13 protein-coding genes are annotated in these 13,261 nt (G+C 72.0%); 7 read left to right on the top strand and 6 right to left on the bottom strand.

Going from position 1 to position 13,261, the window contains the following annotated elements; translation table 11 throughout:
• Positions 1 to 87 precede the first annotated feature (87 nt).
• On the bottom strand, positions 88 to 1,734 hold the full coding sequence (locus tag ACIOEW_RS33610) for a TlrC/CarA/OleB/SrmB family ABC-F type ribosomal protection protein (RefSeq protein ID WP_401968622.1): 1,647 nt from the start codon (positions 1,732 to 1,734) through the stop codon (positions 88 to 90).
• A gap of 288 nt (positions 1,735 to 2,022) precedes the next feature.
• On the bottom strand, positions 2,023 to 2,412 hold the full coding sequence (locus ACIOEW_RS33605) for a DUF5997 family protein (RefSeq protein WP_362549746.1): 390 nt from the start codon (positions 2,410 to 2,412) through the stop codon (positions 2,023 to 2,025).
• Positions 2,413 to 2,470: 58 nt separating this feature from the next.
• Here ACIOEW_RS33605 and ACIOEW_RS33600 point away from each other — a divergent pair, with 58 nt between their 5' ends.
• The 5 genes from ACIOEW_RS33600 to ACIOEW_RS33580 all read left to right on the top strand — a co-directional run bounded on the left by ACIOEW_RS33600 (position 2,471) and on the right by ACIOEW_RS33580 (position 7,847).
• Positions 2,471 to 3,280, top strand: coding sequence for a LysR substrate-binding domain-containing protein (locus tag ACIOEW_RS33600; protein WP_401968620.1), 810 nt, complete (start codon positions 2,471 to 2,473; stop codon positions 3,278 to 3,280).
• A gap of 98 nt (positions 3,281 to 3,378) precedes the next feature.
• Entirely contained in the window at positions 3,379 to 3,891 is a 513-nt protein-coding gene (locus ACIOEW_RS33595; protein WP_401968618.1) for a DinB family protein, read from the top strand.
• 129 nt (positions 3,892 to 4,020) lie between these two features.
• Positions 4,021 to 4,518: a peptidylprolyl isomerase gene (locus tag ACIOEW_RS33590; RefSeq protein ID WP_362549755.1), complete on the top strand. Its 498-nt coding sequence runs from the start codon at positions 4,021 to 4,023 to the stop codon at positions 4,516 to 4,518.
• 153 nt (positions 4,519 to 4,671) lie between these two features.
• Positions 4,672 to 5,415 carry a Clp protease N-terminal domain-containing protein gene (locus tag ACIOEW_RS33585; protein ID WP_401968615.1) on the top strand — a complete coding sequence of 248 codons (744 nt, stop codon included), beginning with the start codon at positions 4,672 to 4,674 and terminating at the stop codon, positions 5,413 to 5,415.
• 191 nt (positions 5,416 to 5,606) lie between these two features.
• Entirely contained in the window at positions 5,607 to 7,847 is a 2,241-nt protein-coding gene (locus ACIOEW_RS33580; RefSeq protein WP_401968612.1) for an MMPL family transporter, read from the top strand.
• Between the two features lie 45 nt (positions 7,848 to 7,892).
• Here the strand turns inward: ACIOEW_RS33580 and ACIOEW_RS33575 are convergent, their stop codons facing one another.
• Genes ACIOEW_RS33575 through ACIOEW_RS33565 form a run of 3 tightly spaced genes read right to left on the bottom strand, consistent with a single transcriptional unit; the run spans position 7,893 to position 10,423 of the window.
• Positions 7,893 to 8,465, bottom strand: a complete 573-nt coding sequence (locus ACIOEW_RS33575; protein WP_401968609.1) for a histidine phosphatase family protein — start codon at positions 8,463 to 8,465, stop codon at positions 7,893 to 7,895.
• A gap of 60 nt (positions 8,466 to 8,525) precedes the next feature.
• Positions 8,526 to 8,957 (bottom strand): GNAT family N-acetyltransferase, encoded by a 432-nt coding sequence (locus ACIOEW_RS33570; protein WP_362549764.1) that lies wholly within the window; start codon positions 8,955 to 8,957, stop codon positions 8,526 to 8,528.
• Positions 8,954 to 10,423: a PLP-dependent aminotransferase family protein gene (locus tag ACIOEW_RS33565; protein ID WP_401968607.1), complete on the bottom strand. Its 1,470-nt coding sequence runs from the start codon at positions 10,421 to 10,423 to the stop codon at positions 8,954 to 8,956. The genes ACIOEW_RS33570 and ACIOEW_RS33565 overlap by 4 nt, the downstream gene beginning before the upstream one ends.
• Between ACIOEW_RS33565 and ACIOEW_RS33560 the strand changes: the two genes are divergently transcribed.
• Complete coding sequence (locus tag ACIOEW_RS33560) at positions 10,422 to 11,399, top strand: DMT family transporter (protein WP_401968604.1); 978 nt, start codon at positions 10,422 to 10,424, stop codon at positions 11,397 to 11,399. The two genes, ACIOEW_RS33565 and ACIOEW_RS33560, sit on opposite strands and share 2 nt — an antisense overlap.
• Positions 11,400 to 11,441: 42 nt before the next feature.
• A complete protein-coding gene (locus ACIOEW_RS33555; RefSeq protein ID WP_362549773.1) occupies positions 11,442 to 11,648 on the top strand; it encodes a DUF1918 domain-containing protein in 207 nt (68 codons plus the stop codon).
• Positions 11,649 to 11,708: 60 nt separating this feature from the next.
• Here the strand turns inward: ACIOEW_RS33555 and ACIOEW_RS33550 are convergent, their stop codons facing one another.
• Entirely contained in the window at positions 11,709 to 12,959 is a 1,251-nt protein-coding gene (locus tag ACIOEW_RS33550; protein WP_362549846.1) for a family 10 glycosylhydrolase, read from the bottom strand.
• Positions 12,960 to 13,261: the final 302 nt, after the last annotated feature.

Genomic DNA, 13,261 nt, shown 5'->3' with positions numbered 1-13,261 from the left:
CGTAACCCTATTGAATGAGAGCGCCCCGGAGGAGCGGCGGTGTCACGGCCGCTCGTTCCGGGGCGCCGGGGCGGGGATGCCGGCCGCTCAGGATCCGCCGGTGACGGCGCCCTCGCTCATTTCCAGCCGGGTGCCGCTGAACCGTGCTCGCATCCGGCGGTCGTGGGTGACCAGCACCAGCGCGCCCGTGTAGCCGGTCAGCGCCGTCTCCAGTTCCTCCACGAGGGCGGGTGAGAGATGGTTGGTCGGCTCGTCCAGCAGGAGCAGGTCCACCGGATCGCTGACCAGCCGGGCGAGTTCGATGCGGCGCCGCTGGCCGTACGAAAGGTCCCCGACGCGCAGCCGCAGGGCGGCCGGCTCGAACAGGCCCAGCGACAGCAGCCGGTCGGCGTGTTCGTCCCGGTCGCCGGGGCGGCCGTGGGCGAACGCGGAGAGCACGGTCGTGCCCGGCGGCCACGGTGTCTCCTCCTGCCGCAGGTGCCCCACCTTCCCGGCCGCCACCACCGCGCCCGTGTCCGGGCGGAGTTCTCCGGCCAGGACCCGCAACAGGGTGCTCTTGCCCGCACCGTTGGGGCCGGTGACCAGCAAGCGCTCAGCCGGTCCGATCCGTAGCTCCGGCACCTTCAGCCGGCCCTCGACGACGACATGGTCCAGGGCCGCGGCCGGGGTCTCGCCGGGACCGCTCGCGGTGGCGATGTGGGCCGTGAAGGACAGCGGGTCCGGCGGCGGTGTCACCGGGTTCGTGGTGAGCCGGTCGACCCGCTCCTTCGCGTTGCGGATACGGCTCATCGCGCCGTGGGCGCGCCCGCGCGCACGGAACGCGCCGGCTCCGGAACCGGCCTTCGTCAGCTTGCGCGGGATGGCGTCCAGGCGGACGGCGTTGGTCTCGGCCACCCGGCGGCTGCGTTCGAGTTCGGCCCGCCACTCGTCGTACCGCTCCTGGCGCCGCCGGCGTTCGGTGGCCTTGGCGGTGAGGTAACCGGCGTAGCCGTTGCCGTGGCGGGAGACGCGGCCGCCGTCGACCTCCAGGACCGTGGCGGTGATCCGCTCCAGGAACACCCGGTCATGGGTGACCGCGACGACCGTTCCGCGGTGGGCCCGCAGATGGTCCTCCAGCCAGCCGACCGCCCGGTCGTCGAGGTCGTTGGTCGGCTCGTCCAGCAGGAGCAGTTCGGGGCGGGACGCGAGTGTCGCGGCCAGCGCCAGCCGGGACCGCTCGCCGCCGGAGAGCGTGCCCAGCGGCCGGTCCCGGGACAGCCGGGGCAGACCGAGTCCGTGCATCGCGGTGTCCACCCGGGTGTCGGCGCCGTAGCCGTCGCGCGCCTCGTACCGCTCGGTCAGGTGCGCGTACGCGGCGAGAGCGGCCCCCAGCTCCGGGCCGGGGGACGCCACGGCCAGCGCGGCCCCGGCCCGGCGCAGCTCCGACTCGAGGGTGCGCAGCTCGCCCAGTGCCACGTCGACCGCGTCCTGGACCGTGGCCTGCGGAGTCAGGCCGATGGCCTGGGCCAGATATCCCGTCCCGCCGGGTGCGACGACGGACACCTCGCCCGTGTCGGGCCGTTCCTCGCCCGCGAGGAGACGGAGCAGTGTGGACTTGCCTGCCCCGTTGTCGCCGATGACGCCGGCCTTCTCCCCGGGCGCGAGGCTGAACGAGACCTGTCGGAGCACGGTGCGGTCGCCGTAACGCTTGGTGACGCCGTGCAGAGAGAGTTGTGCGGAGTGTGCTGGGTGCATGGATGAGCCCCTGTTCCCGGGCATGCCGGCAGAACGGATTCGAGGACGAATACGCGGCACCACGACGGCGGAGCTGAGCTCTACGCGGTCGTGGGCGGGGCGATCACAGCGTTCCCATGGGGACCACGGTACGCAGGGTCCGGCCGGCCGTCACCCGCTTTTCGGGCCGAAGGCTGCCGGCCGAACGGCGGCCCTTCCGCGGAAACGGCGTGTGGGTGGCCTCCGCCCCGCCGGTCGGCGAGGGAACGGAGACCACCCACATGTCGGTCTTCGGAAGTCGGGTGCGAGCTACGACGCGTCCTTGCGCTCCGCGTTCCGCTCCTTGATGCGTACGGTTTCCTTGCGGACCTCCGCCTGCGTGGCCCGCTCCTTCTGGAGCCACTCGGGGTTGTCCTGCTTCAGCGCGTCGACCTGCTCCGTGGTGAGCGCGTCAGTGACGCCTCCGCGGGCGAGGCCGGAGATGGAGACGCCCAGCTTGGACGCGACCACAGGGCGCGGGTGCGGGCCGTTGCGTCGCAGTTCCTGCAGCCACTCGGGCGGATCGGACTGGAGAGCCGCCAGCTCGGCGCGCGAGACGACACCCTCCTGGAACTCGGTGGGGGTGGCCTCGAGGTACACACCCAGTTTCTTCGCCGCGGTTGCGGGCTTCATTGTCTGGGCGGTCTGGTGCGACGTCATGGTTCAAGAGTATCGAGCGTGTGCGCCACCTCTGACCACGACCGGTTAACCTGGCGGGGTGACAGGCTCGGAAGTATCCCCTTCGTTCCGGCTCGCGTATGTCCCGGGGGTGACGCCCACCAAGTGGGTGCGTATCTGGAACGAGCGCCTGCCCGACGTCCCCCTGACCCTCGTCGCGGTGCCCGCCGCCGAGGCGCCGGCCCTGCTGCGCGACGGCGGCGCCGACGCGGGTTTCGTCCGGCTGCCGGTCGACGGTACGGACCTCAGCGCGATCCCGCTCTACACCGAGCAGACCGTCGTCGTGATCCCCAAGGACCACGTGGCGGCGGCGGTCGACGAGGTCTCCCTCGCGGAGCTGGCCGACGACATCGTGCTGCATCCGCTCGACGACACCCTCGGCTGGGAGCAGCTCCCCGGCAGACCCGCGATCGAGCGCCCGGCCACGACGGAGGACGCCGTCGAGCTGGTGGCCGCGGGGGTGGGTGTCCTCGTCGTTCCGCAATCGCTCGCCCGTCTGCACCACCGCAAGGACCTCACCTACCGTCCACTGTCGGACGCGCCCGAGTCGCGGATCGCCTTGTCCTGGCCCGAGGACCGGACCACCGACCTGGTGGAGGACTTCATCGGGATCGTCCGCGGACGGACCGTGAACAGTTCCCGGGGCCGCAGCGCGGCGCCCGCGGAGCAGCCGAAGCCGAAGTCGAAGCGCACCGAGAGCGGCGGTACGCGACATAAGACCGCGGCGGGTGCGTCGGCGGGGAAGAACCCGCGGGGCGGCTCCGGTGGTGCGAAGGGGGCGAAGGGTGGCGTGCGCGGCGCCAAGGGTGCTTCGGGCGCCAAGCGCGGCAAGCCCCGTCGCCGGCCGTAGGACGCAGCGGCCGCCGCCTCGCCGCGATCGTGGCAGCCGGGCCGGCGGACCCGTTCGGAAGGCCTGACTGTCAGACCCGGCTGGCAGCATCGGTGATCATGACTAGCGCCGAACGCCCCATGCCGCCCCTGAACGCCGACGAGCACACCAACGTGGCCGCCTGGCTCGACTTCTACCGGGCCACCGTGGCGGTGAAATGTGAAGGCCTCACCGACGAGCAGGTGCGCCACGCCTCCGTGCCGCCGTCGTCGCTGACCCTGATGGGACTGGTCCAGCACCTGACGGAGGTCGAGCGGAACTGGTTCCGCCGGGTGCTGACCGGCGAGGACGTCCCGCCCTCCGACGGGGCACCGGCAGGCCCTGACGGCCACGACGGAGGGTTCGAGCTGTCCGGTGGCCGGACCTTCGCGGGAGCCTGCGCCGCCTGGCAGGAGGAGATCGCCGTCTCCCGGGCCAACTGCGCGGCGCGGTCGCTGGAGGACACGGCCCCCTTCATGGGCGGCGAGGTGAACCTGCGGTGGATCTACACCCACATGATCGGTGAGTACGCCCGCCACAGCGGCCACGCCGACCTGCTGCGGGAGCGGATCGACGGCAGCACGGGGGTGTGACGGAGCAGGTGCGACAGGGCCTCGGGCTACGGCCGGTTGTCCACCACATGCCCCCGGCCGGTCACCCGTGAGCGGTGTTTGGACGCGCCCGCCCGTCGGGGCCACGGGAACAGATGTCAGGATGGTTCCATGACGAGCAAGGTTTACTTCGACATCACCATCAACGACGAGCCCGCCGGGCGGATCGTCTTCAACCTGTACGACGACGTCGTTCCCAAGACCGCGGAGAACTTCCGCCAGCTGGCCACCGGCGAGCAGGGCTACGGCTACAAGGGTTCGTCCTTCCACCGGGTCATCCCCGAGTTCATGCTGCAGGGCGGCGACTTCACCCGCGGCGACGGCACGGGCGGCAAGAGCATCTACGGTGCGAAGTTCGACGACGAGAACTTCAAGCTGGCGCACACCAAGCCCGGCCTCCTCTCCATGGCGAACAGCGGCCCGAACTCAAACGGCTCGCAGTTCTTCGTCACGACCATCGTGACCTCGTGGCTGGACGGCAAGCACGTGGTCTTCGGCGAGGTCGCCGACCAGCAGAGCATGGACCTGGTCACGAAGATCGAGGGCCTCGGCTCGCAGAGCGGTCGCACCAAGGCGAAGGTCACCATCGCCGACTCCGGGACCCTCTGACCCCGGACCGCTCGCGGAACAGCTCACCGGACGCGCCGGCCGACGACATCGTCGGCCGGCGCGTTCTGTCATGCCGGGACGGCGCCGCACCCCGGACGCGACGAGTGTCAACCGACAGTTGACACTGCCGCACTGTCAACCTACCGTTGACACATGACGAATCCAGTGGGCATGACGAATCCCGTCCGTCTCGACGACCTCATCGCAGCCATCAAGAAGGTCCACCCCGACGCCCTCGACCAGCTTCAGGACGCCGTCATCGCGGCGGACCACCTCGGCGACGTGGCCGACCATCTGATCGGCCACTTCGTGGACCAGGCGCGGCGTTCCGGCGCATCCTGGACGGACATCGGCCGGAGCATGGGCGTGACCCGGCAGGCAGCCCAGAAGCGGTTCGTGGCCAAGGACCCCGGCGAGCTGTCCGGGCTCGACCCCAGCCAGGGCTTCAGCCGCTTCACCCCGCGCGCGAAGAACGTGGTGATGGCCGCACAGAACGAGGCCCGCGCCGCGGGCAACGCCGAGATCGGTACCGAGCACATCGTGCTGGGGCTGCTCAGCGAGCCGGAGGCGCTCGCGGGGGCGTTCATCAAGGCGCAGGGCGTGGCCCTGGACACCGTCCGCCAGGCCGCCGAGCAGGCACTGCCGGCGGCTGCGGAGGACGAGCTGCCCGAGCTCATCCCGTACAACGCCGCTGCGCGCAAGGCCCTGGAGCTCACCTTCCGGGAGGCCCTGCGGATGGGGCACAACTACATCGGCACGGAGCACATCCTGCTGGCCCTGCTGGAGCACGAGGACGGTGCGGGGCTGCTGACCGGCCTCGGGCTCGACAAGGCGACGGCGGAGACCGCCATCGCCGAGGCCCTGACGCTCATCGTCGGCGCGCAGCAGAAGGGCTGACCGGCCACGGACGCTCTCCGGCGCGCGGTCTCTCCGGTCTGCCGCGGATACCGGCCGTGCGGCGGAACGGGCAGCCCGGCGAACGTGTCGCGAGCCACGGCATCCCGTGCCCGCCTCTACGTTCTCGAAGTGGACACAAGGGACGCGAAGCGCCCCGGCAGGACAGCCCGTCCCCTTCTCCGGAGAGCGCCATGGCCCCGCCGAGCAGCAGCAGTACGTACACACCACCGGCGCGCTCGGGCGGGGGGTGGCTGCTGCGGCTGGGCGAATGGTGTGCGCGCCACTTCGTCGTGGTGATCGTGCTGTGGGTGGTCGCCCTCGGCGGGCTGCACGCCCTCCAGAGCGCGTTCGGAGGGACGTACTCCGACGACTTCAACCTGCCCGGCACCCAGTCCAACACCGGCGCCGAGCTGCTGAAGGCGCACGATCCGGCGGCGGGCGGCACCGGGGCCCAGGTGGTCCTGCACGATGCGCAGAAGCCCCTGACCGAGGTGCAGAGCCAGGTCGACCAGGTGGTGGCGAACCTCCAGAAGCTGCCGCACGTCCTGTCCGCCCAGAACCCGCTGCCCTCGTCCTCCTCGACATCCACCTCGTTGTCCAAGGACGGCCAGACCGGGTACATCACCGTCCGGTTCGACGTGAACCCGACCTCGCTGGACGATTCCTATCTGGACCAGGTCGACACGGCGGTGAAGCCGTTGCGGTCGGCCGGTGTGGAGGTCGAGTACGGGGGCCCGCTGGGAGAGCTGGCCAGGCCCGAGACCAAGGACCTCACCAGCGAGGCGGTCGGTTTCGCCGTCGCGGTGGTCGTGCTGCTCATCGGGTTCGGCAGCATCATCGCCGCCGGCGTCCCCCTGCTCACCGCGCTGATCAGTGTGATCGTCGGGCTGAGCTGTCTGTCGCTGGTGGCCGCGGCCACCACGTTCGCGAGTGTGTCGCCCACGCTCGCCACCATGATCGGACTGGGGGTCGGGATCGACTACGCACTCTTCCTGATCACCCGTCACCGTCAGCTCGTCATGGACGGCGCCGATCCGGTCCGGTCCGCCGGCCGGGCGGTCGCCACGAGCGGACGGGCCGTCCTGGTGTCCGGCTGCACCGTCATCGTCGCGCTGGCCGGTCTGTACGTCTCCCGGGTGAGCTTCATCGGCAAGCTGGGGGCCGCGGCCGCCGTCACCGTGATCACCGCGGTCATCGGCGCGATCACCCTGGTCCCGGCCCTGCTCGGTCTCGTCGGCCGGCGGATCGACCGCTACCGGGTGCGGACCCCGGTCGCCGAGGGCGGGGCCGGCCCCGGCGCCGCGGCGACGGGCGGCTGGCACCGCTACGCCCAGCGGGTGGAGCGGCGGCCCTGGTGGTTCCTGCTCACCGGGCTGGTCGTGGTGGGGGTCCTCGCGATCCCGCTGTTCTCCATCCGTCTCGGGCACATCGACGACGGAGCCGATCCGACGAGCTTCACCGACCGGCGGGCGTTCGACCTGATCTCCACAGGTTTCGGGCCCGGCGCGAACGGTCCCTTCACCCTGGTCGTCGATCAGCAGTCGGTACCGAGCGCGGACCGCTCGGCGCTGGCGAGCAGTCTCCAGAAGGCGCTCACCGACGTGCCCGGTGCGGCCAGCGTCAGTCCGCTGCAGCCGACCGACGACGGGGCGCTCCTCATCGGCACCGCCCTGTCCAAGGAGGCCCCGCAGGACGCGGGCACGACGACGCTCTTCAACCGCCTCGCCGACGACGTCCTGCCGCAGGGGGTGTCGGGCACCGACGCCTCCGCCTATGTGACCGGTACGACCGCTGCCCAGGAGGACTTCCTCGAGATCATCACCCGCAGACTCCCCCTGATCATCGCCGTCGTGGTCGGGCTCGCCTTCGTCATCATCCTGATCGTGTTCCGCGGCGTCCTCGTCGCGGTCAAGGCGGCCGTCCTCAACCTCCTCTCGATCGCCGCGTCGTACGGGGTGGTGGTGGCGGTCTTCCAGTGGGGCTGGGGCGGGCCGTCCCTGGGAGTCTCGGGAACCGTGCCCATCGAGAGCTATGTGCCGATGATGATGTTCGCCATCGTCTTCGGCCTGAGCATGGACTACGAGGTGTTCCTGATCTCCCGGGTGCACGAGGCCTGGCTGCGGACCGGGGACAGCAAGGGCGCGGTGGCACACGGGCTGGAGATCACCGCACGGGTGATCACCTGCGCCGCTCTCATCATGGTCAGCGTCTTCGCCGCCTTCGTCATCAGCGACAACATCGTGGTCAAGATGCTGGGGCTCGGACTGGCGGTCAGCGTGCTCGTCGACGCCACGATCGTCCGGCTGCTGCTGGTTCCCGCGGTGATGACGCTGCTGGGCCGCAGCGCATGGTGGATGCCCCGGTGGCTGGACCGGGTGCTCCCCCGCATCGACACCGAGGGCGAGTCGGTCCCGCCACTGCCGGCCCCCTGACCTCCCTCGCCCGTCCCGCCCGCCCCTCCCTGCTACGGGCCCGGGTCACGACCCGGTCTCCAGGCGGAGGCTCCAGCGGCGAGGCATGCCGGTGAGCGTGACCGTGGAGAGCGGGCGGACGTCGACGTTCCAGTACGTCGACGGCGGGGCCTTCAGCGCGTAGACGAGGGCGGCCCGGACGACGGCCGGTTCGGCTACGGCGACGATGGAGCCGTCGCAGGCGGGGCGGGTGTCCAGCCAGTTGCCGATCCGGGAGATGAACGCGAGCAGCGGTTCGCCTCCGTGCGGAGCCGAGCGCGGGTCCGCCAGCCAGGCGTCCACGGCGGCCGGTTCGCGCGCGGTGACATCGGAGAGCGTGCAGCCGCGCCAGCGCCCCATGTCGCAGTCGCGCAGGGCGGGCTGGACCAGCGGCGCGAAGCCGAGCGCGTCGCCGGTGGCACGGCTGCGGGCGGTCGGCGAGCAGTAGCGCAGCTCGGCCGCGCCCAGGGGCACCAGCGCGGGGGCCGCGAAACGGACCTCGTGCCAGCCGGCCTCGTCGAGCGGCCGGTCGTCGTCGAAGCGCTCACCGAGCAGGGAGGAGCTGCGCGCCGCCGCGACGAGCGAGACTCGAACACTCATGGGCGCGATCGTGGAGCCGATCGCCGCGCAGGTCAAGAGTGCCGCCGAAAGGCTTCCGGCTCAGGCGAACCGGAGGCACATCCATTGGTCCGGGTTGTCGAGTGGCCGGAAACCGGCCTTCTCGTACACACCGTGGGCATCGGCCGTGGCGAGCAGGAACCTGCGGACGCCGGTCGGGGCGAGGTGCTCACGCGCCGCCGCGACAAGCCTGCCGCCCAGACCGTGCCCGCGGGCCGCGGGGTCTACGTACACGTCACAGAGCCAGGCGAACGTCGCGAGATCGGTCACCACGCGGGCGTATCCGGCCTGTTCGCCGGACTCGAGGTCGTAGACACCGAAGTTGAGCGACCCGGCGATGGCGCGATCCTGATGCTCCCTGGTCCGCCCCATGGCCCAGTAGGCATCGGTGGAGAGCCAGTTGTGAACCCGGGCAGCGTCGAGCCGGCCGGGGTCGGACGATATCTCGTAACGTTCCTGAGGCATTTCGGTCATGACCGGACCCTATCGGCCGGGGTGTCGAGCACACCCTCCCAGGCCGAGCACAACCGCCGTACGCCTTCGGTGATCTCGGCGAGACCGGCGACCGCGACAAAGCTCAGCCTGACCTGGGGCGAAGGCGGTTCGGCGCAGAAGTAGGGCCGGCCCGGCGCGATGGCGACGCCGCCGCGCAGGGCCGCGGCGACCATGGCCGACTCGTCCGCACCGGCGCCGGAATCGGGCAGGCGCACCCAGAGACTGCCGCCGCCCGCGGGGATGTGCGGGAGCGCGAGGCCCGGCAGCTCCTGGCGCAGTGCGGTGATCATGGCGGTGCGGCGGATGCGCAGTTCCGCCGATACGGAGCGCAGATGGCGGCCCCAGGCAGGAGAGCCGACGAGTTCCAGCGCGGCCTCCTGGAGCGGCCGGGAGACGAAGAGGCTGTCGACGACCTGGATGGCCCGCAGCCTTTCCAGGACCGGCCCCCGGGCCGCCAGGGCGCCCACCCGGAAGCTGGGCGAGGTGGCCTTGGTCAGCGAACAGACGTGGACGACGACCCCGTCGGGGTCGTCTGCGGCCAGCGACGCGGGGAGCGGCCCGGCGTCGTCATGGACGAGATGGCGGGCGAAGTCGTCCTCGACGACGAACGCCCCCGCCTCGCGAGCGATCCGTACGACCTCGGCGCGCCGGCCTCCGGCGAGGACGGCGCCCGTCGGGTTCTGGAAGAGGGGCTGGCACACCAGGACACGGGCGCCGGTGGCCCGGAAGGCCGCGTCGAGGAGATCGGGCCGCACACCGTCGGCGTCGACGGGGACGGGCACCGGCCGCAGCCCGGCGGCCCGGGCGGCCGCCAGCATGCCGGGGTACGTGGGCGACTCGACGAGGACGGGCGCGCCGGGCTGGGCCAGCGCCCGCAGCGCGGTGGCCAGGGCGCTCTGGCCGCCCGCGGTGATCAGCACGTCCGCCGCCGTGAGCGCGGGGCCGATCTCACGGGCGAACCAGGCGCGCAGTTCGGTGAGCCCGTCGGTGGGCGGCCGGCTCCAGGCGCCGGGGCGGCGGCCGGCCCGGGCGAGGGCGGCCGCCATGGCCCGCTCGGGCTGGAGCGAGCTGTGCAGATAGCCCCCGTTGAACTCGACCACCCCGGTGGGCGGCGGGGTCAACGTGACCAGGAGACCGGAGGCGTCGACCGTACGGGGCACCACCTCGGGCCCGCCGTCACCGCTCAGCGACACCTCCTGCCAGGAGGTGTCGGCGGGCGGACGTACACCGGTGGGGGGCTGCGCACGGAAGGCGCCGGAGCCGGGACGGGTGACGACGAGCCCCTCGGCGGCGAGCTGGGCCACGGCCCGCGAGACGGTGACGGGGCCGGCCCGGAAACGTTCGACGAGTGCCCGACTGGACGGCAGCTTCTCACCAGGTGAGTAGCGGTTCAGCTCACTCCGGAGCACTTCTGCCAACTCGGCGACACTGCTACGCTCTTGCATGACAGCACAGGATAGCGCTACCGACGGGCCCGCAATAGCGGTCGGTCCGCCGGGTGCCGGGCCGGCATCGAGTGGCCCCGCACCCCTCGCATCCCCCGATTCCCTCCCGGCGAGCAGGAACGGCACCCTGCTCGCCCTGCTCGGAGTGGTCTCCTTCTCGCTGACCTTCCCCTCCACCGCCTGGGGCCTGGAGAGCTTCGGTCCCTGGTCCCTGGTCGCGCTGCGCAGCCTGCTGGCCGCCGCTGTCGCCGGCGCGGTGATGCTCGCGGCCCGGGTGCGGCTGCCCGAGCGGCGGCACTGGGCCGGTCTGGCGGTCGTGGCGGGCGGGGTGGTCGTGGGGTTCCCCCTGCTGACCACGCTGGCGCTGCAGACCTCGACCACCTCGCACGCGGCGGTGGTGGTCGGCCTCCTGCCCCTGACCACCGCGGCGTTCTCCTCCGTACGCACCGGATCCCGGCCTTCCCGCGCGTTCTGGATCGCGGCGCTCGCCGGGGCGGCGGTGGTGATCGCCTTCACCGTGCTGCAGAGCGGCGGCGCTCTGTCGGCCGGGGATCTCTACCTGTTCTGCGCGCTGCTGGTCTGCGCGGCCGGGTACACCGAGGGCGGCCGGCTGGCGAGGGTGATGCCGGGCTGGCAGGTGACCGGCTGGGCGTTGGTCCTCACCGTGCCGCTCGCGGTGGCGGGCGCCGTGGTCGCGCTGCCGTACGAGCCGGTGCGGCTGACCGCGCACGGGGTGATCGGACTGGTCTGGGTGTCCGTTGCGTCGACCTTCTTCGGCCTGTACGTCTGGTACCGCGGCATGGCCGAGATCGGCGTCGCCCGGGCCAGCCAGCTCCAGCTCGCACAGCCGCTGCTGACGCTCGTCTGGTCGTTCCTGCTGCTCGGCGAGGAGGTCGCCCCGGCGGCCCCGGCCGCGGCGGTCGCCGTCCTCGTCTGCATCGCGGTCACCCAGCGCGCCGGAGCCCGCCGGTCATAGACTTGTCGACATGGAACGTCACCCGTGAGGAGGTCACTCCCGATGGAGGCACACACGGGCGACCGGCTGCTGACGCACGGCAGGACCGTGGGGCAGCACGACCGGGTCGCAGAGATCGTCGAAGTGCTCGGTGACGGGGGGACTCCCCCGTACCGCGTCCGCTTCGAGGACGGACACGAACACCTGATCGCCCCAGGCCCGGACAGCGTCGTCCAGCACACCGCCCGGACCCGGGACCCGGGAACCTGAGGGCTGTCGGCCGGCCGCCGCACCGCCCCGCGCGGCGCCGCGGGGGAACGGGGCTGCCGGTCAGCGGGGCGGGCGCGCCCGCGTCCGGTAGTGGTCGGCCACCACCCGGTCCATCGCGCCGATCCGGTCCGTGACCACGCTCTTCCCCGAGAAGTAGACGTGGCCGCGGACCTGGTCGTACGCCGCGGCGAAGCCGACGTGCCGCGAGAGCTCCGCGGAGTCCTGCCAGGCCGCGGGCTGGGCCGGGTCCCCCGCCTTGTACAGGGCCTCGCCGATGAAGAGATCCACGCCCGTGCCCCGGACCACCTCGTCCCACCAGGGCACCAGTGCCGCGTAGTCGGCGGGAGCGAAGCCGATGTTCCAGTACAGCTGCGGGCAGACGTGATCGATCCATCCCTTCTTGATCCAGCCGCGGGTGTCGGCGTACAGGTCGTCGTACGTCTGCACGCCCGCCTCGGTGCGGGAGCCGAGCGGGTCGGTGGAGGAGTTGCGCCACACGCCGAACGGGCTGATGCCGAACCGGACGCCCGGCTTGAGCGCCTTGATCCGCTCGGACATCTCCCGCACCAGCTTGTCGGTGTTGGAGCGCCGCCAGGCAGCCCGGTCCGGAAAGCCCGCGCCGTGCTTCGCGTACGCGGCACCGTCCGCGAAGCTCTGGCCGGCCACCGGGTACGGATAGAAGTAGTCGTCCCAGTGGACGGCGTCGATGTCGTAGCGGCGGACCGCGTCGAGCATCGCGTCCTGGACGAACGCGCGGACCTCGGGCAGTCCGGGGTTGTAGTAGAGCTTCCCGCCGTACGGCACGACCCATTCGGGGTGCAGCCGCGCGGGATGGCGGGCGGACAGCAGGGAGGGGTCGGCGTGGTTGGCGACCCGGTACGGGTTGAACCAGGCGTGCAGCTCCAGCCCCCGGCTGTGCGCCTCCTGCACGGCCGTGCCCAGCGGATCCCAGCCGGGGTCCTTGCCCTGGACGCCGGTGAGGCACTTGGCCCACGGCTCGTACGGTGAGGGCCACAGCGCGTCGGCGCTGGGACGGACCTGGAGGATCACCGCGTTCAGCCGCCGGGCAACGGCCTCGTCGAGGTACGCGATCAGCCCGGCCCGTTGCGCCGCGGCCGACAGACCCGGCTTCGACGGCCAGTCGACGTTCTCGATCGTGGCCACCCACATGCCCCGGAGATCACGCCGGAGCACATCACGGGTCCCGCCCGGCCGACCCGTGAGGACGCCCTCCCGCACGGCCGCGGCGGCGTCACCCGCCGTGACGGCCGAGGCCATCACCCCCGCGACCGTACCGGCCGCACCCGTCATGAACTTCCTTCGTTCCATCTGCCGCATATCGCCGCACCTGCCGTCCCTGCACTCGCGTCCGCAGCCCCGGAATCCGGGCGTGAGACCGAGCATGCCCGCCCCGGCCCGCGATCTCCGGTAAGGGCGACCGGCAAACGGGGGAAGAAGGAGCGGGGCGGGTGTGGTTACCCAGCCCTGTGACGCCGCCCCCCATCTGCCGGTCGCCCCGGGGCGCGGAGTAACGTCGTGGGGTCGTGGTGGAGTCCGGAATCAGACGGAAGCCGCCGACCGGAGAACAGCGAAAGGCACGAGGTGACGGACTC

It is taken from the genome of Streptomyces sp. NPDC087901 (assembly GCF_044742205.1).
Classification (GTDB): Bacteria; Actinomycetota; Actinomycetes; order Streptomycetales; family Streptomycetaceae; genus Streptomyces.
Note: the sequence above shows the minus strand (reverse complement) of the source record. Positions and strands in the feature narration are given on the sequence as shown.